The organism is Halopseudomonas bauzanensis, assembly GCF_900114735.1.
In the GTDB taxonomy this organism is placed as follows: Bacteria; Pseudomonadota; Gammaproteobacteria; order Pseudomonadales; family Pseudomonadaceae; genus Halopseudomonas; species Halopseudomonas bauzanensis.
The window spans coordinates 265,372-281,205 of sequence record NZ_FOUA01000002.1; the positions used below are offsets into that span (position 1 = coordinate 265,372).

At 59.7% G+C, this 15,834-nt stretch carries 16 protein-coding genes; 11 read left to right on the top strand and 5 right to left on the bottom strand.

Annotation, left to right across the window (positions count from 1 at the left end; translation table 11 throughout):
* Complete coding sequence (locus BM267_RS07630) at positions 1–1,824, bottom strand: sensor histidine kinase (protein ID WP_074778984.1); 1,824 nt, start codon at positions 1,822–1,824, stop codon at positions 1–3.
* Positions 1,825–1,932: 108 nt separating this feature from the next.
* Positions 1,933–2,136 carry a PA3496 family putative envelope integrity protein gene (locus tag BM267_RS07635; RefSeq protein ID WP_136868586.1) on the bottom strand — a complete coding sequence of 68 codons (204 nt, stop codon included), beginning with the start codon at positions 2,134–2,136 and terminating at the stop codon, positions 1,933–1,935.
* A 245-nt stretch (positions 2,137–2,381) separates the two neighbouring features.
* Between BM267_RS07635 and BM267_RS07640 the strand changes: the two genes are divergently transcribed.
* On the top strand, positions 2,382–2,765 hold the full coding sequence (locus BM267_RS07640) for a DUF6746 family protein (RefSeq protein WP_074778982.1): 384 nt from the start codon (positions 2,382–2,384) through the stop codon (positions 2,763–2,765).
* A 67-nt stretch (positions 2,766–2,832) separates the two neighbouring features.
* On the opposite strand, the gene BM267_RS07645 is transcribed toward BM267_RS07640, so the two are convergent.
* Positions 2,833–4,422 carry an ABC-F family ATPase gene (locus BM267_RS07645; protein ID WP_074778980.1) on the bottom strand — a complete coding sequence of 530 codons (1,590 nt, stop codon included), beginning with the start codon at positions 4,420–4,422 and terminating at the stop codon, positions 2,833–2,835.
* A gap of 226 nt (positions 4,423–4,648) precedes the next feature.
* Between BM267_RS07645 and mqo the strand changes: the two genes are divergently transcribed.
* A complete protein-coding gene (gene mqo, locus BM267_RS07650; RefSeq protein ID WP_074778978.1) occupies positions 4,649–6,328 on the top strand; it encodes a malate dehydrogenase (quinone) in 1,680 nt (559 codons plus the stop codon).
* Between the two features lie 114 nt (positions 6,329–6,442).
* On the opposite strand, the gene BM267_RS07655 is transcribed toward mqo, so the two are convergent.
* The gene (locus BM267_RS07655; RefSeq protein WP_036991670.1) at positions 6,443–7,369 is read right to left on the bottom strand and encodes a LysR family transcriptional regulator; all 927 of its coding nucleotides are present in this window, start codon (positions 7,367–7,369) and stop codon (positions 6,443–6,445) included.
* A gap of 144 nt (positions 7,370–7,513) precedes the next feature.
* Between BM267_RS07655 and ttdA the strand changes: the two genes are divergently transcribed.
* From ttdA to BM267_RS07685, 6 genes are all read left to right on the top strand, one after another.
* Positions 7,514–8,413: a L(+)-tartrate dehydratase subunit alpha gene (gene ttdA, locus BM267_RS07660; protein WP_074778976.1), complete on the top strand. Its 900-nt coding sequence runs from the start codon at positions 7,514–7,516 to the stop codon at positions 8,411–8,413.
* The gene (gene ttdB, locus BM267_RS07665) at positions 8,410–9,018 is read left to right on the top strand and encodes a L(+)-tartrate dehydratase subunit beta (RefSeq protein WP_036991672.1); all 609 of its coding nucleotides are present in this window, start codon (positions 8,410–8,412) and stop codon (positions 9,016–9,018) included. The genes ttdA and ttdB overlap by 4 nt, the downstream gene beginning before the upstream one ends.
* 157 nt (positions 9,019–9,175) lie before the next feature.
* Positions 9,176–10,042 (top strand): isocitrate lyase/PEP mutase family protein, encoded by an 867-nt coding sequence (locus tag BM267_RS07670; protein ID WP_036991673.1) that lies wholly within the window; start codon positions 9,176–9,178, stop codon positions 10,040–10,042.
* 315 nt (positions 10,043–10,357) lie between these two features.
* The gene (locus BM267_RS07675; protein ID WP_036991674.1) at positions 10,358–11,626 is read left to right on the top strand and encodes an SLC13 family permease; all 1,269 of its coding nucleotides are present in this window, start codon (positions 10,358–10,360) and stop codon (positions 11,624–11,626) included.
* A 101-nt stretch (positions 11,627–11,727) separates the two neighbouring features.
* The gene (locus BM267_RS07680; RefSeq protein ID WP_036991675.1) at positions 11,728–11,949 is read left to right on the top strand and encodes an AbrB/MazE/SpoVT family DNA-binding domain-containing protein; all 222 of its coding nucleotides are present in this window, start codon (positions 11,728–11,730) and stop codon (positions 11,947–11,949) included.
* Positions 11,950–11,959: 10 nt separating this feature from the next.
* On the top strand, positions 11,960–12,388 hold the full coding sequence (locus tag BM267_RS07685; protein ID WP_036991677.1) for a type II toxin-antitoxin system death-on-curing family toxin: 429 nt from the start codon (positions 11,960–11,962) through the stop codon (positions 12,386–12,388).
* Positions 12,389–12,482: 94 nt separating this feature from the next.
* Here BM267_RS07685 and BM267_RS07690 read toward each other — a convergent pair whose 3' ends face one another.
* Entirely contained in the window at positions 12,483–13,382 is a 900-nt protein-coding gene (locus tag BM267_RS07690; RefSeq protein WP_036991679.1) for a LysR family transcriptional regulator, read from the bottom strand.
* Positions 13,383–13,486: 104 nt separating this feature from the next.
* Here BM267_RS07690 and BM267_RS07695 point away from each other — a divergent pair, with 104 nt between their 5' ends.
* The 3 genes from BM267_RS07695 to BM267_RS07705 all read left to right on the top strand — a co-directional run bounded on the left by BM267_RS07695 (position 13,487) and on the right by BM267_RS07705 (position 15,802).
* Positions 13,487–14,302, top strand: a complete 816-nt coding sequence (locus tag BM267_RS07695; RefSeq protein ID WP_328586270.1) for a DODA-type extradiol aromatic ring-opening family dioxygenase — start codon at positions 13,487–13,489, stop codon at positions 14,300–14,302.
* A gap of 31 nt (positions 14,303–14,333) precedes the next feature.
* Entirely contained in the window at positions 14,334–15,128 is a 795-nt protein-coding gene (locus BM267_RS07700; protein ID WP_036991682.1) for an SDR family NAD(P)-dependent oxidoreductase, read from the top strand.
* A gap of 152 nt (positions 15,129–15,280) precedes the next feature.
* Positions 15,281–15,802 (top strand): cytochrome b, encoded by a 522-nt coding sequence (locus tag BM267_RS07705; RefSeq protein ID WP_074778974.1) that lies wholly within the window; start codon positions 15,281–15,283, stop codon positions 15,800–15,802.
* Positions 15,803–15,834 lie beyond the last annotated feature (32 nt).

The following is a 15,834-nucleotide window of genomic DNA, read 5'->3' on the forward strand; positions in this document are numbered from 1 at the left end:
TCAGAAATCCTCGGTGGGCTGGAGATTGACGCCCGGGCTGGCCAGGCGCAGGCGCAGGGTCAGCAGCGCGCCGCCGTCCGGATGATTGGCCAGCAGCAGTTCGCCGCCCAGGGCGCGCATCAGGGTATCGCAGATGGACAGGCCGAGGCCGAGGCCCTGGGCGCTGGTCTTGGTGGTGAAGAACGGCTCGCGGGCGTGCTCCAGGGCATCATCGGAAAAACCGGGGCCGTTGTCGCGCAGCAGCAGGTGGATGTACTCACCATGCTGCTCGGTGCTGATCCAGATGCGCCGCGGCGGGGCTTTCTCGCTCAAGGCGTCGAGGGCATTGGCGAGCAGGTTGCCGAGTACCTGGCGCAGGCGTGTCTCGCCGGCCTGGACCCAGATGGTCGCCTCCGGCAGGTCACGGCTCAGCTCCACATCCAGCTCCCGGCGGCGTTTGGCCAGCAGCGCCATGGTGTCGTCCAGTGCCGGTTGCAGGGCGACCCGTGCCGGGGCATGGCGATCACGGCGGGCGAAGGCGCGCAGGTGGGCGATGATCGACGCCATGCGCCCGGTCAGCTCGCTGATCAAGCCGAGGTTGGTACGGGCATCATCGGTGCGCTGATGGTCGAGCAGGGTGGCGGCGTTCTCGGCATAGCTGCGGATCGCCGCCAGCGGCTGATTGAGTTCGTGGCTGATGCTGGCGCTCATGGTTCCCAATGCCGACAGCTTGCCGGCCTGCACCAGCTCGTCCTGGGCGCGCACCAATCCCTGCTGGGCCTGTTCGCGTTCCAGCACTTCCTGCTTGAGCCGGTCGTTGAGTTGCTCCAGGTCGAGGGTGCGTTCCAGCACACGCTGCTCCAGTTCGGCGCGGGCGCGGGCGTCCAGAGCGATGCGCTCGAGATAGTGGCGGCGGCGCAGTATCAACAGGCTGAATAGCAGCAGCAACACCAGCAGGGTGGCGCCGCCCACCGCCAGGGCGGTGCGCACCGGGCGATCGAGCAGCAGTCGAGGCGCCATGATACTGACCGTCCACTCGGTTTCCGGCAGGTGACTGCTCTGCACCAGCCAGGCACCCGGATCGAACGGCAATGGTCGTGGCGACAGGGTCGGATAGGGCTGGTTGGCGGCAATATTGGCACGTTCCTCGTCGCTCAACGGGCGGGTGGCATGGAATCTCCACTCGGGGCGCGAGGTGAGGATGACCACGCCATTGCTGTCGGTAACCATCAATTGCTCGGGGGTGTTGCCCCACAGGGTTTCGGTATGGTCGAGATCGACCTTGACCACCAGCACACCGATCTTGCGCTCCTGTTCATGCATGGCATAGGCGAAGTAGTAGCCGCGCTTGCCGGAGGTGGTGCCGAGGCCGAAGAACTGTCCCAGCTGGCCGGACAGAGCCTCGCGAAAGTACGGGCGGAAGTCGAAGTTGCCGCCGACGAAGCTATCGGGCTGGTCCCAGTTGGAGGCAGCCAGGGTATGGCCCTTGGGGTTCAGCAGGTAGATCACATCGGCACCGGTCTGCTCGCGGATCTGCGCCAGCAACTGGTTGGCCTGCTGCAGTATCGCGCTATCGGTAGGGGCATGCATGGCGCTACGCAGATCCGGCAGGTCACCGAGGATCTGCGGCAATACCTCGAAGCGACGCAGGGTGCCGAGCAGGTTGGCGATGTACAGATCGAGGGTCTGGCGATTCTGTTCGATCAGTACGCCGCGGTAGTAGCGCTCGGCCAGGTGCTGCACCGGCCATAACAGCGGCACCAGCAGCAGCGCCAGCAACGCCAAGCTGCGCCAGCGCGGGCGATGCGGAGTCCTGGTTGCCGGGGTATGCGAAGTCTGGTCCATCGCTGCATTATGCACGTTTGCAGCGCTGGTAAAGAGCCCCGCCCTGAAGTCAGGTCTGCGGTTTGGACGCTGGCGTCGAGCATCCGATGCAGGCGTCCGGTATCCGGATCAGAGCGTGGGCCGGGGCAGCACGCCGTGGTCATGATGGCTCATCAGTTCCGGAAAGTCGCGCAGTTGGGCATTCAATGCCTGGGCTTCGCGATAATCCTCGATCGCCCGGCGATAGGCCATACGCCGCTTGTCTTCCTGCCGTCGGCGCTCGTTGCGCACGCTCTTGACGGATTCACCTGCAAAGTCTGGAACGAAAGCCATGCTGTCGCCTCCCGGAGCATTGAACATGATATGGGCGAGCCCATCTTGCGACCTTCGGGATGACCGATTGATGACGGTTACGCTGCAATTTCGGGACAGCTGCCCGGCGGCAGCGAGCCCATGAAGGACCCGGCGCTGCGTCGCTCTGCCGCAGTGATGGAATAAATTATCAATTGCGACTGATTATCATCAATAGTACTGTCCTGCTGAACCGCCCATGTCGGGCCTTTCCAGGAGGATCAATCATGCAGACTTCATTTCGCCTATTCGCCGGGATCATCGCCCTCAGCCTGAGCGCGGCCGGCTGGGCCGGCGATTCGGCAACGCGTACCGCCCATGCCAAGGGTGAGCCCGCGGAAACCCTGCAGCAGGCGGTCACCAACATGCGCGAGTACAACGCGAAACTGGAAGCCTTGCTGGCGAAGGATGAGCTGACAGCGATGGAGATGCATGAAGTACACATGCTGACCTACACCCTGGAAAATGCCCTGCAGAAAATCCAGGCGGACCTGGTGGAAACCGCCGAGGTGCTGGAAGAGGTGCATATCGCCTCGGAAACCGGCAAGCCCGAGGTCGTAAAGGAAAAGGGACAGGTTTATCTGCAGGCAACCGGTACGCTGGTACCGTAAGCAGAGCCTTTTAACCCGTTGGCCGGGATGGACCCGGCCGGTCAGGGGCGGTGCCTGAGCTGTTGGCTCAGACCAGCACGCCCTGGCTGCGCAGATAATCGTCGTAGCTGCCGGAGAAGTCCTTGATGCCGGATTCCGACAGCTCGATGATACGGGTGGCCAGCGAGCTGACGAATTCGCGGTCATGGCTGACGAAGATCAGCGTGCCGGGGAAGTTTTCCAGCGCCAGGTTCAGCGCCTCGATGGATTCCATGTCCAGGTGGTTGGTCGGCTCGTCCATGATCATCACGTTGGCCTTCTGCAGGATCAGCTTGCCGAACAGCATGCGGCCCTGTTCACCACCGGAAATCACCTTCACCGATTTCAGGATGTCGTCATTGGAAAACAGCATGCGCCCGAGCGTGCCGCGCACCAGCTGTTCGCCGCCCTGGGTCCACTGGGCCATCCAGTCGAACAGGGTGTAATCGTCGCGGAAGTCTTCCATGTGGTCCTGGGCGAAATAGCCCACATCGGCACTCTCGGCCCACTTCACTGCCCCTGCCTGGGGCGCCATTTCACCGACCAGGGTGCGCAGCAACGTGGTCTTGCCGATCCCGTTGGGACCAATGATGGCGACCCGCTCACCGGCTTCGATCTGCAGGCTGAGGTTCTTGAACAATGCCTCGCCATCAAAACCCTGGCTGACCTGTTCCAGAGTCACTGCCTGGCGGTGCAGTTTCTTGTGCTGGTCGAAGCGGATGAACGGGCTGATCCGGCTCGACGGCTTGACCTCGTCCAGCTGGATCTTGTCGATCTGCTTGGCGCGGCTGGTAGCCTGCTTGGCCTTGGAGGCGTTGGCCGAGAAGCGGCTGACGAAGGTCTGCAGCTCGGCAATCTGCGCCTTCTTCTTGGCGTTGTCCGACAGCAGGCGTTCCCGCGCCTGGGTGGCGGCGGTCATGTACTCATCGTAGTTGCCGGGGAACAGGCGCAGCTCGCCGTAATCCAGATCCGCCATGTGCGTACACACGCTGTTGAGGAAGTGGCGGTCGTGGGAAATGATGATCATGGTGCTGCTGCGGGCCGTGAGAATGTCTTCCAGCCAGCGGATGGTGTTGATATCCAGATGGTTGGTCGGCTCGTCCAGCAGCAGCACATCGGGATCGGAAAACAGCGCCTGGGCCAGCAGCACGCGCAGCTTCCAGCCGGGGGCGACTTCGCTCATCGGGCCGAAATGCTGTTCCAGCGGAATGCCCAGACCCAGCAACAGTTCACCGGCGCGGGACTCGGCGGTATAACCGTCCAGCTCGGCGAACTCGGTCTCCAGCTCGGCCACCGCCATGCCATCGGCCTCGCTCATTTCCGGCAGGGAATAGATACGGTCGCGCTCGGCCTTCACTTTCCACAGCTGCTCATGGCCCATGATCACCGTATCGATCACGCTGTCGTTCTCATAGGCGAACTGATCCTGACGCAGCTTGCCCAGGCGCACATTCTGCTCCAGCATCACCTGACCGCCGGAGGGTTCCAGATCACCGCCGAGGATCTTCATGAAGGTCGACTTGCCGCAGCCATTGGCGCCGATCAGGCCGTAGCGGTTGCCATTGCCGAACTTGACGGAAACGTTTTCGAACAGCGGCTTGGCGCCGAACTGCATGGTGATGTTGGCGGTGGAGATCAAAGGTCAGTCCTGCAGAAAGAGAATGGGCGTCGCGGTAAAGCGGCGGCGCATTGTACTGGCTATGGTGAGTGAGTAACAGCGGTGGGCGGGGGGTACGGATGGATGGTGCGATGTCATTCTGCACCAGGCTCTACTGGAAAGTGACCATGGCTCCTCTGTGCAAGCCTATAATGAACGGAAATATCTTCCCATAAATGACCAGGTCGACAGAGAGCGTCCGGAGAACATGAAAAAACTTATCAAAACCTTGCTTGCTATCAGTGTGTCACTGGCCGTGATACTTGCCCTCTTTCTCTATTGGCCGCTGTACCAGCGTGCTGCACCCCCGGCGGAGAACGAAGAGCCGGTGGATGTGGTGCTGATCGGTGGTGGGATCATGAGTGTGACTCTGGCGACCTATCTGCAGGAATTGGCGCCGGACTGGAACGTGCACCTGTTCGAACGCATGGACGCCGTGGCGCTGGAAAGCTCCAACGGCTGGAACAACGCCGGCACCGGTCACGCTGGTTTTGCCGAACTGAACTACACTCCCGAGCGGGAAGATGGCAGCATTGAAACCAGCCGGGCGGTTAACACAGCCGAGCAGTTCGAAATCTCACGCCAGTTCTGGGCCCACCAGGTCGAGCAGGGACGCCTGTCCACGCCTTCCGACTTCATCAATCCGACTCCGCACATGAGTTTCGTCTGGGGTGATGACAACATCGAGTTCTTGCGCAAGCGCCATGCGGCGATGATCAAGAATCCGTTGTTCTACGGCATGGAGTATTCCGAAGACCCCGAGCAGATCAGCCAATGGGCACCGCTGGTGATGGAAGGTCGCGATCCTGCTCAGAAAGTAGCAGCGACCTACATGCCGTTGGGTACCGACGTCAATTTCGGGGTGATCACCAGCCAGCTGACCGAGTCGCTGCAGCGCAACCCCAATTTCCAGCTGGAATTGAATCATGAAGTGCGTGGTCTGGATCAGAATGATGACAAGACCTGGAACGTCACCGTCCATGATCTCAAGGCTGACACGGAGCGCACCATCAAGTCGCGCTTCGTCTTCATCGGTGCCGGTGGAGCGGCATTGAAACTGTTGCAATTGTCCGGTATTCCCGAATCGCGCAACTATGGAGGTTTTCCGGTGGGTGGCCAGTTCCTGGCCTTCGAATCACCCGAAATCACCGCTCGTCATGAGGTGAAAGCCTACGGCAAGGCCGAAGCCGGTTCGCCGCCGATGTCAGTACCGCACCTGGACGCGCGCAAGCTGGATGGCAAGCCGGTGATGCTGTTCGGGCCATTCGCGCTGCAGAGCACCAAGTTTCTCAAGGACGGCTCCTGGTTTGACCTGTTCTCCTCGGTCAACCACAACAACTTCGCTGGCATGCTGAGTGTCGGCAGGCAGAATCTGGATCTGGTCAAATACCTGGTGCAGCAAGCCAGCCTGAGCGATGCAGATCGTCATGCCGAACTGCTCAAGTACTTCCCCGAGGCCAACCCCGAGGACTGGAAGCTGGTTACCGCCGGGCAGCGTGTGCAGATAATCAAGCTTGACTCCCAGAAGGGCGCGACCCTGCAGTTCGGCACCGAGGTGGTCAGTGACGCCGATGGCACCATCGCCGCCCTGCTAGGCGCCTCGCCAGGCGCATCCACCTCGCCGCCGATCATCCTGAACGTGCTGGCCAAGGTCTTCCCGGAACAGATGGCCGCTGGCTGGAAAGACCGCCTGAACGCCATCATTCCCTCCTACGGGCGCACTCTCAACGACAGCCCGGCGCTGACCAATGAGATCCGCCGTCACACCAGCCAGGCTCTGCAATTGCCTCACGTGGATGTGCCAGAGCAATCTGGGAACGTCCAGGCCCCTCCGATGGAGACCACTGCGGCGGAAGAGGGCGACAATAGAGAGTTTCAGGCGCTGTAACATCAATAGATTGACTGTCTCCGGAATCAGGTTGGACCAATCGGTGTAACCTGATTCCGGAGAGCCTGACATTCGGAATAGCTGCTGGGAATTCTTCTGCTCTGACAGAAGGTACTACCGCCACGCCGCCAGGCTGTCATGCGGACGGTCGATATTGTCGCGGAAGAAATCGCGTAGATGCTGGATGAAGAACGATACCTTGGCCGACAGGTTGAGGCGTTCCAGATAGACGGCGTAGATGTCCGCCGGTGGCGTTTCGTAATCCCCCAATACCTCTACCAACTGCCCGGTGCGCAGATAACTGGCCACATTCCACTCAGCCCGCATGAGGATGCCGTGGCCATCCAGTGCCCAGTTCAAGGCCACTTCGCCGTCATTGGTGCTGAGACTGCCGTGCACCTTTATCGACTCGGTCTGCTTGCCTTTGCTCAGCCGCCATATACCGAAAGCCGAATCGTTCTGGCGCAGCACGATGCAATTGTGCCGGGACAGGTCATCAGGCGTGTCGGGATGACCAAAGGCTTCCAGGTAAACCGGCGCCGCGCACAAACGGCGGCGATTCACTGCGATCTTGCGGGCAATCAATCGGGAATCCGGCAACTCGCCGAAGCGGACCGCCACATCGATGGCGTTATCCGGCAGGTTGATCGGCCGGTCGGTCAGATGCAGTTGCACCTCGACTTCGGGGTAGCGTTTCACGAACGAGGAGATCGCCGGACTGATATGGGTGCGCCCGAAACCCAACGGCGCATTTACCCGCAATAGCCCCTTGGGTTCCGCTCGGCTGCTGGATACCTGGCGCTCCATTTCCTCGATTTCACCCAACAGGCGCTGGGCATTGGTCAGATAGAGCTCGCCCTCGGCAGTCAGACTGATGCTGCGCGTGGTGCGATTGAGCAGGCGCACGCCGAGCCGCTGCTCCAACCTTGCCAGTCGTTTGGACACCGCCGGTGGCGTCAGGTTGAGCTCGCGCGCAGTAGCCGCAAGGCTGCCCAGTTTATTCAGCTGGATGAAGAACGCCAGTTCCGACACCTGGTTCATAGATAACCTGCAGGAAACAATGAAGTGATTTTCATTGTATTACAAACCTTCTTGGAAAACCTTACCGTACTCCCACGCCCATTCCTACAACAATGTGCGGCATCGGTATGCCGCAGACTAACCCGCCTTGTGAGGAGAACGACAATGGATAACCAGGTAGCTGTCCAGTCTCTTACCGATGTTTTAGGCAAGTTCACAGCCTATATCGGTAAGAGGCTGCCAACCGACGTCAAGGAAAAGACCGCCAAGTTGCGCGCTGCAGAAACCAACTCGCTGGCTATCGAAATCTTCGATTCGATGGCCGAGAACCAGGAGGCCGCAGACCGGTTGGATCGCCCGAGCTGTCAGGATACCGGGGTCATCCAGTACTTCATTTCGGCCGGCTCCCGGTTTCCGCTGCTTGGTGAACTCGAAGGTATTCTGGAGAACGCCACGCTGGATGCCACCCGCCTGGGGCCGTTGCGCCACAACGCTGTGGAAACCTTCGATGAGAAGAATACGGGCACCAATACCGGCTCGAAGATTCCATGGCTGGATTGGGAAATCATCCCGGATGCCGATTACGCCGTGATCGACGTCTACATGGCCGGTGGCGGTTGCACTCTGCCGGGGTCGGCCAAGGTGCTGATGCCTGGACAGGGCTATGAAGGGGTGACCGAGTTCGTCTTCGATGTGATTACCTCGCGGGGGGTCAATGCCTGCCCGCCGCTGCTGGTGGGGGTGGGTGTTTCCACCTCGGTGGAGACTGCCGCACGGTTGTCCAAACGGGCGATTCTGCGTCCGGTGGACTCCGAACATCCCAACGCGAATGCGGCACTGATGGAAAAGCTGCTCGAGGAAGGGCTGAACGAGATTGGTATCGGCCCGCAGGGCCTGACGGGTAACACCAGCGTGATGGGGGTGAATATCGAATCTTCCGCACGGCACCCGTCGACTATCGGCGTAGCCGTTTCAACCGGCTGCTGGGCGCATCGTCGCGGCAAGATCCGCATCAATGCCGACCTGTCCTATGACATCCTCTCGCATGAAGGAGTAGTACTGTGATCAAGACCCTTTCCACTCCGATCAAGGATGAAGACCTCGAGAGCCTGAACGTCGGTGACATCGTTTACCTGACGGGACAATTGGTGACCTGTCGCGATGTAGCCCACCGTCGCCTGATCGAACTCAAGCAGCAGTTGCCGGTTGACCTGCAAGGTGGGGCGATCTTCCATGCTGGGCCAATCGTCCGCAAGAAAGATGACGGCAGTTTCGAGATGGTTTCCATTGGCCCAACCACCAGCATGCGCATGGAAAAGTTCGAGAAGGAATTCATCGAGCAAACCGGCGTCAAGCTGATCATTGGCAAGGGCGGTATGGGTCCGGAAACCACCGCCGGCTGCCTGGAGAACAAGGCGGTGCATGCGGTTTTCCCCGGCGGCTGCGCGGTATTGGCTGCCACCAAGGTGGAAGAGATCGAGCGGGCCGAATGGCAGGATCTCGGCATGCCGGAAACCCTGTGGGTGAATCGGGTCCGCGAATTCGGCCCGCTTATCATCTCCATCGATACCAAGGGCAATAACCTGTTCGAGCAGAACAAGGCGCGTTTCAATGAGCGCAAAGGCTCGATCATCGAGAAGATCAACAGCCAGGTGCGTTTCATCAAGTGATCCCTTCATCCGCCACGGCGGCACATGCTTGTCCGTCGTGGTATGGTTGTCAGCTTTTCCACTATCCTTAGCAGTAACTGCACCGTACCGGACCCTCTTCTGGTGACGGTGCATGTAGTGCTTTGTCACTTTGGTACAGATCACAGAGATGAAGACCATGCAGAAAGTCTGCCATCACGAGATGCGCAACGCCTTCCGCGCTTTGCTTGCCCGCTCCGCCTGTTTTCAAACTGCCTCGGTGTTCGACCCGCTGTCGGCCCGTATCGCTGCCGATCTCGGTTTTGAGGTCGGTATCCTCGGTGGTTCGGTCGCCTCCTTGCAAGTGTTGGCGGCACCGGATATCGCCCTGATCACGCTCAGCGAGTTTGCGGAACAGGCCACCCGTATCGGTCGGGTGGCTCGGCTGCCGGTGATTGCCGACGCTGACCACGGCTACGGTAATGCGCTCAATGCCATGCGCACGGTAACCGAGCTGGAGCGTGCCGGGGTCGCCGCACTGACGTTGGAGGATACGTTGCTGCCGGCGCAGTTCGGGCGCAAGTCGTACGACCTTATCAGCGTCGCGGAGGGTGTCGGCAAATTGCAGGCCGCTCGGGAAGCACGCAATGACAGCGCCCTGGCGATCATTGCGCGTACCCACGCCGGTGTGCAGTCGCTTAACGACGTGATCCACCGCACCCGCGCCTATCAGGAAGCAGGCGCCGATGGTATTTGTCTGGTCGGCGTGGAGGACTTCGCCCACCTGGAAGCTATCGCCGAAGGGTTGCGGGTGCCGCTGATGCTGGTGACCTACGGGAATCCGCAGCTACGCGATGACGAGCGCCTGGCCGCGTTGGGTGTACGCATTGTGGTAAACGGACACGGTGCCTACTTCGCTGCAATCAAGGCAACCTACGACAGCCTGCGCGAACAACGTGGTATCGCCCCCGGCAATGGTCTCACTGCCTCGGAACTGGCGACCCGCTACACCAGCCCCGACGAATACCTCGCCTGGGCAGAGCAATATATGAACGTAAAAGAGTAAACAGGCCGCAGCTCCTGCACTGCTTTCTCTTCCCATCATTAAATTCCCATGTCACAGACTGCGCCCTCGTCAGCCTGTGGCACCGGAATCCTGCTGCATCCCTAAAGTTATTTCCCAGCCCCTCGCTCGTTAAAGCCAAGGCTTAGTGGCGTGTCGCCGAGTAATTATATTGTTAACTCAAATTCACTAAAGATGTGATTTCAAGGCGATCAATCCAGTTTATTTCACTGTATATACTCGGCCGGTCGCAGCTTGTTGCGGCCTCGCCCATAACAAAAATACATGGAGTCTCCTCTTGATTGAGGAGGGAAATAAATGACTCACATCGAGATAACCCTGCTGCTCCTGCTGTTCGCAACCGTCATGTTTGTCTGGGAGCGAATTCCTCTCGCGTTGACTGCCATCATCGTCTGCCTGACGCTGGTAGTGACCGGTGTCCTCGACCCGAAAACCGCATTCAATGGGTTCATCAATACCAACGTCATCCTGTTCGTGGGTATGTTCGTGGTGGGGGCCGCCCTGTTCGAAACGGGGATGGCAAACCGTATCGGTGGTCTGGTGACGCGCTTCGCCAAGACCGAGCGGCAACTGATCGTGGCGATCATGGTAATCGTCGGGGTGTTGTCCGGTTTGCTGTCCAATACCGGCACCGCTGCGATACTGATTCCGGTGGTAATCGGCATCGCAGCTAAATCCGGTTTCTCTCGCTCACGGTTGTTGATGCCGCTGGTACTGGCCGCAGCAATGGGCGGCAATCTGTCGCTGATCGGTGCGCCAGGCAACCTGATTGCCCAAAGCGCATTGCAGAATGCCGGTCTTGAGTTCAGCTTTTTCGAATACGCCAAGGTGGGACTTCCATTGCTGGTTGGCGGGATTATCTATTTCGCTTTCTTCGGCTATCGGTTGCTGCCCGCAGGTAATTCATCTGCGATCAGCGGGTTCGATCAGGAGCATGATTTCAGTGCTGTGCCGAAGTGGAAGCAGATCATGTCGCTGGTGGTCATGGTTGCCACTATCCTTGGCATGGTCTTCGAGAAGGCGATAGGCATTCCCCTGCACATTACCGCCTGTATCGGCGCGGCATTTCTGGTGCTGGTCGGGGTCTTGACCGAGAAACAGGCGTATCACTCCATCGACACCCAAACCATCTTCATTTTCGGCGGCACCCTGGCTTTGGCCAGCGCGCTTGACCAGACGGGAGCTGGGGCGACGGTCGCTACCTTCATCATGGACCTGCTCGGCACAGAGCCGTCCCCTGCCGTTCTGTTGATGGTGATCTTCTTCATTTCCTGCGCGCTTACCAATTTCATGTCCAACACGGCGACCACTGCACTGCTGGTCCCCATTGGCATGTCCATTGCGGCCAATCTGGGCGCCGATCCCCGGGCGGTGCTGATGGCGATTGTGATAGGTGGTTCCTGCGCCTATGCCACACCGATCGGCATGCCGGCGAATCTCATGGTGTTGTCGGCTGGCGGTTATAAATTTGCTGATTATCTGAGGTGTGGTTTGCCGCTGATTTTCGTCGCCGGCGCCATTGCCATCCCGCTGTTGCTGTTGTTCTTCCCGTTTTTTCCGGCTTGAGCTTTAAACGCCTTAGCTGCTTACGCTCAGGGTCAGTTGCCTGCTTGTACTTTGATCAATCCGGTTATACCTTTCGTTATAACCGGATCAAGGAGATGTACATGAAACTCAAAATCACCAGCATCGGCAACTCCGCCGGGGTCATCCTACCCAAGGATATCCTCGCCCGCCTGCGCCTGGAAAAGGGTGATGAGCTGTATGTATTGGAAACGCCGGACGGCATCAAGCTCACTACCTTTGATCCGACCTTGGCTGAGCAAATGGAAGTGGCTGATAAAGTTATGCGTAAGCGGCGCAACCTCTTGCACAAACTGGCACAGTGAGGCCGCCCGCATGATTGTCTGGATCACCAGTAAACTGACACTGGCCATTCATGACCGGCAGTTGGCCGAGCATGGCGGCGGTAACGGGGTGCGGGATGAGGGGCTGCTTGACTCGGCGCTGGCCCGCCCGCAACAGCTGTTCGCCTACGGCAAGCCGCCACCGGATCTGGCTGATCTGGCTGCCAGCCTGGCCCATGGCCTGGCCAGTGATCATCCCTTTGTCGATGGCAACAAGCGCGCCGCGGCGGTCATGTGCGAGGTGTTTATCGAACTCAATGATGGGCATCTGGAGGCGGACGATGTCGAGCTCTATCCGCAATATATTGGCCTCGCCGAAGGCTCCATCAGCGAAGCCGAGTTCGCCAGCTGGCTGCGCGAACGCATTGTGATTGACCGACCGGACGGGGTGCAGGAACCCGCTGAGAGTTATGGAGCGTAGCGCAGCTGCGCTACGCTTGAACGGGGCCGGCTGACTTCGCTCATCGAACGGGTGCTCGATGCGTTCAGGAACGTGCGAGCCTTCGAGTTACCGCTCAAGGCGGTGCGCGTTCAAACGCCTCCGCCAGATAATCGATCATCACCCGCACCTTGGCCGGCGGCCGGCGATCCGGTGGATAGAGAACGTGGATGCCGCCCAGTTCGATCACCGGCTGGTCCAGTTCCAGCGCCACCAGTCGGCCGGCATCCAGCGCCTCGCCAACGATGAAATGGGGTTGATAGATGATGCCCTGGCCACCGACGGCGGCAGCCAGCAGGGCATTACCGTTGTTGGCCAGCAGATCACCACTGATCGGAACGCGTACCTCGCCGTCAGGGCCGAAGGCCCAGGTGCGAGCGTCCTGCATGGGTGACAGGGTATAGCTCAGGCAGTTGTGCTGGGCCAGCTCGGCCACCCGGCGGGGCACGCCGCGCTGATCCAGGTAGCTGGGTGCAGCGCACACCAGCATGGCGCTGTCACCCAGACGGCGCGCCTGCAGGTTGCTGTCGCTCAGCCGGCCGATGCGTATGGCCAGATCCCAGCTGCCGGCCAGCAGATCCACCTGGGCATCGCTCAGCCCCAATTCGACCTTGACCTCGGGATGCCGATGACTGAATGCCGGAATCAGCGGCGCGACGAAACGCTCACCGAAGGACAGCGGCACATTCATGCGCAACAGGCCGGTGGCCTTGACTCGCTGCGAGGCGGCAACGGCTTCGGCTTCATCGATCTCCGGCAGGATGCGTTGGCAGGCTTCCAGATAGTTGCTGCCCGCCTCGGTCAGGCTCAGGCGTCGTGTGGTGCGATGAAACAGCTTCACCCCCAAGCGCGCCTCCAGGGCATTCACATGTTTGGCTGCCATGGCGGGCGACATGCTCAGGTGACGGGCAGCAGCGGACAGGCTACCGGCACTGGCAGCCCGAACGAAAACTCGCATACTGGTAATACGGTCCATGCTCACTTCCTACTGTTGGTAACAAGTGTTGGTGAATGTTAGCCGGTTCTCTTACTTATTGGCAGCAACGATACTGTTGCCATACAAAGTTGGAGGGTATTTCTGTGAGCAAAGACAACTCTGCACGTCAGCCGGCGCTGTTCATCCCCCACGGTGGTGGACCCTGTTTCTTCATGGATTGGGATCCCGCGACTACCTGGGTGGGAATGGGCAATTTTCTCAAGCAGGTTGCCAGCACGCTGCCCCAGCGCCCCAAGGCCATTGTCATGGTGTCGGCACACTGGCGGGAGCACCAGTTCAGCGTTACCGGCCATGCCCGCCCGCAGCTGATCTACGATTATTACGGCTTTCCGGCGCACACCTACGAGCTGACCTACCCGGCACCAGGTCAACCGCAGTTGGCCGAGCAGGTAGCCCAACTGCTCAATGGAGCAGGCATGCCGGCGCAGGTGGATGCCGAGCGCGGGTTTGACCATGGCATGTTCATTCCGCTGAAACTGATGTTTCCGGGAGCGGATATCCCGGTGATTCAACTGTCCCTGCGTCACGACCTGGACCCTGAGGCGCACCTGGAGGCCGGTCGGGCGCTGGCCGCGCTGCGGGATGACAACATTCTGATTGTCGGCAGTGGCATGAGTTTCCATAACATGCGTGCCTATGGCGACAGCCGCTTCTCGGCTATTTCCGATGAATTCGATCGCTGGTTGACCCAGGCGGTGCAGAGCCCGGCAGCAGAGCGTGATCAGCTGTTACGAGACTGGGCCAAGGCCCCCCATGCTCATCTGTGCCATCCGCAGGGCGACGAGGAACACCTGATGCCGTTGCTGGTCGCTGCTGGCGCTGGCGGCGAGGAACCGGGTCAGAAGGTGTATTCAGAACGGGTCATGCAGACCACCATTTCCGCATTTCGCTTTGGTTGATACCGCTGCCATTTATTAGAGGAGCTACACCATGATTATTGATCTTTCCGGCAAGACCGCCATCGTTACCGGTTCTACCAGGGGTATCGGCCTGGCGATCGCCACTGGCCTGGCCAGTGCCGGTGCCCAGGTGACCGTGGTTGGCCGTGATCAGGGCCGGGTGAATAGCGCGGTAGAGAAAGTGAATGCCGCTGTTGGCCGCGATGCTGCCCGTGGCGTGGTCTGTGATCCCGGTACTTTGGAGGGCACCGCAGCCCTGATTGCGGCCCAACCGCAGGCGGATATCCTGGTCAACGGCCTGGGCATCTACGGTGCGCGGGAATTCTTTGATATCGATGATGCGCTGTGGGAAGAGTTCTTCCAGGTCAACATCATGAGCGGTGTGCGTCTGTCCCGGCATTATGCCAAGGGCATGCGCGAGCGCGGCTGGGGTCGTATCCAGTTCATTTCCAGCGAATCGGCACTGAACATTCCCACCGAGATGGTGCACTACGGCGTCAGCAAGAGTGCGCTGCAGGGGTTGTCCCGCGGCTTGGCCAAGGTGCTGGCGGGTACCGGGGTAACGGTCAACACCATTCTGCCGGGGCCAACCCGTACCGAGGGGGCGGTCCAGATGATGGCTGACCTGGCGGCCGAGCGGGGTGTCACCGCCGAGGAAATGGAAGGTCTGTTCCTCAAGGAAAACCGGCCGTCCACCTTGCTGCACCGCTTTGCCAGCCCGGAAGAAGTGGCTAATCTCTGCGTTTATGCCGCCTCGCCCCAGGCCAGCGCCACCACCGGCGCGGCATTGCGGGTGGAAGGCGGTATCGTGGAGAGCATCGCCTGATCACGCTTGAAAGGATCAACGATGCTGTCTACTGCACACATTCAGACACAAAAGCCGAAACGCTTGATGATCCGCTTGTGCAAGCATTGGCGCATAAATCAAATAGCAATATCCGTGATGGAAACTGATGGATTGTGAGATAGGAGCAGGACATGAAAGGTGATACCCAAGAACGCTATGGCAGCATTTCCCGGTTTTTTCACTGGGGGATGGGCCTACTGATCATCTGGCAGATATTGAAATTCTTCGACCGTATCAATGATGGTGAGCATTGGGTCGGCCAGACCCTGGTGCCGTGGCACATTTCCATTGGTTCCCTGCTGTTGGTACTGGTGGTGCTGCGCATCATCTGGGCCGCCAAGCAGAAGAACAATCGTCCGGTGCAGGATCCGGCCACCGCACTGCTGGTCAAGATCGGTCATTTCCTGCTGTATGCGGGCATGGTCCTGATGCCAGTTACCGGCATCATGACCATGATCGGCAACGGTTATGGCTGGACTCCTTTCGGCATCCAACTGGTCGCCAAGGGTGATGAGATTCCGTGGATGGCCAGTATCGGCAGCCTGCACTCGCCCATCGCCTGGCTGCTGCTGATCATGATCGTCGGTCACATCGGCATCGCCCTGCTGCACCATTTCGTCAAGAAGGATGGCGTGCTGCGGCGTATGATCTGATCCAGCGCTCTGCTATTGGCGTCCGCTCTTCA

Excerpts from the sequence above, each read along its gene's own strand:
- BM267_RS07630 (WP_074778984.1), bottom strand. The coding sequence starts at position 1,824 with ATGGACCAGACTTCGCATACCCCGGCAACCAGGACTCCGCATCGCCCG.
- BM267_RS07635 (WP_136868586.1), bottom strand. The coding sequence starts at position 2,136 with ATGGCTTTCGTTCCAGACTTTGCAGGTGAATCCGTCAAGAGCGTGCGC.
- BM267_RS07640 (WP_074778982.1), top strand. The coding sequence starts at position 2,382 with ATGCAGACTTCATTTCGCCTATTCGCCGGGATCATCGCCCTCAGCCTG.
- mqo (WP_074778978.1), top strand. The coding sequence starts at position 4,649 with ATGAAAAAACTTATCAAAACCTTGCTTGCTATCAGTGTGTCACTGGCC.
- BM267_RS07655 (WP_036991670.1), bottom strand. The coding sequence starts at position 7,369 with ATGAACCAGGTGTCGGAACTGGCGTTCTTCATCCAGCTGAATAAACTG.
- ttdA (WP_074778976.1), top strand. The coding sequence starts at position 7,514 with ATGGATAACCAGGTAGCTGTCCAGTCTCTTACCGATGTTTTAGGCAAG.
- BM267_RS07670 (WP_036991673.1), top strand. The coding sequence starts at position 9,176 with ATGCAGAAAGTCTGCCATCACGAGATGCGCAACGCCTTCCGCGCTTTG.
- BM267_RS07675 (WP_036991674.1), top strand. The coding sequence starts at position 10,358 with ATGACTCACATCGAGATAACCCTGCTGCTCCTGCTGTTCGCAACCGTC.
- BM267_RS07680 (WP_036991675.1), top strand. The coding sequence starts at position 11,728 with ATGAAACTCAAAATCACCAGCATCGGCAACTCCGCCGGGGTCATCCTA.
- BM267_RS07685 (WP_036991677.1), top strand. The coding sequence starts at position 11,960 with ATGATTGTCTGGATCACCAGTAAACTGACACTGGCCATTCATGACCGG.
- BM267_RS07690 (WP_036991679.1), bottom strand. The coding sequence starts at position 13,382 with ATGGACCGTATTACCAGTATGCGAGTTTTCGTTCGGGCTGCCAGTGCC.
- BM267_RS07700 (WP_036991682.1), top strand. The coding sequence starts at position 14,334 with ATGATTATTGATCTTTCCGGCAAGACCGCCATCGTTACCGGTTCTACC.
- BM267_RS07705 (WP_074778974.1), top strand. The coding sequence starts at position 15,281 with ATGAAAGGTGATACCCAAGAACGCTATGGCAGCATTTCCCGGTTTTTT.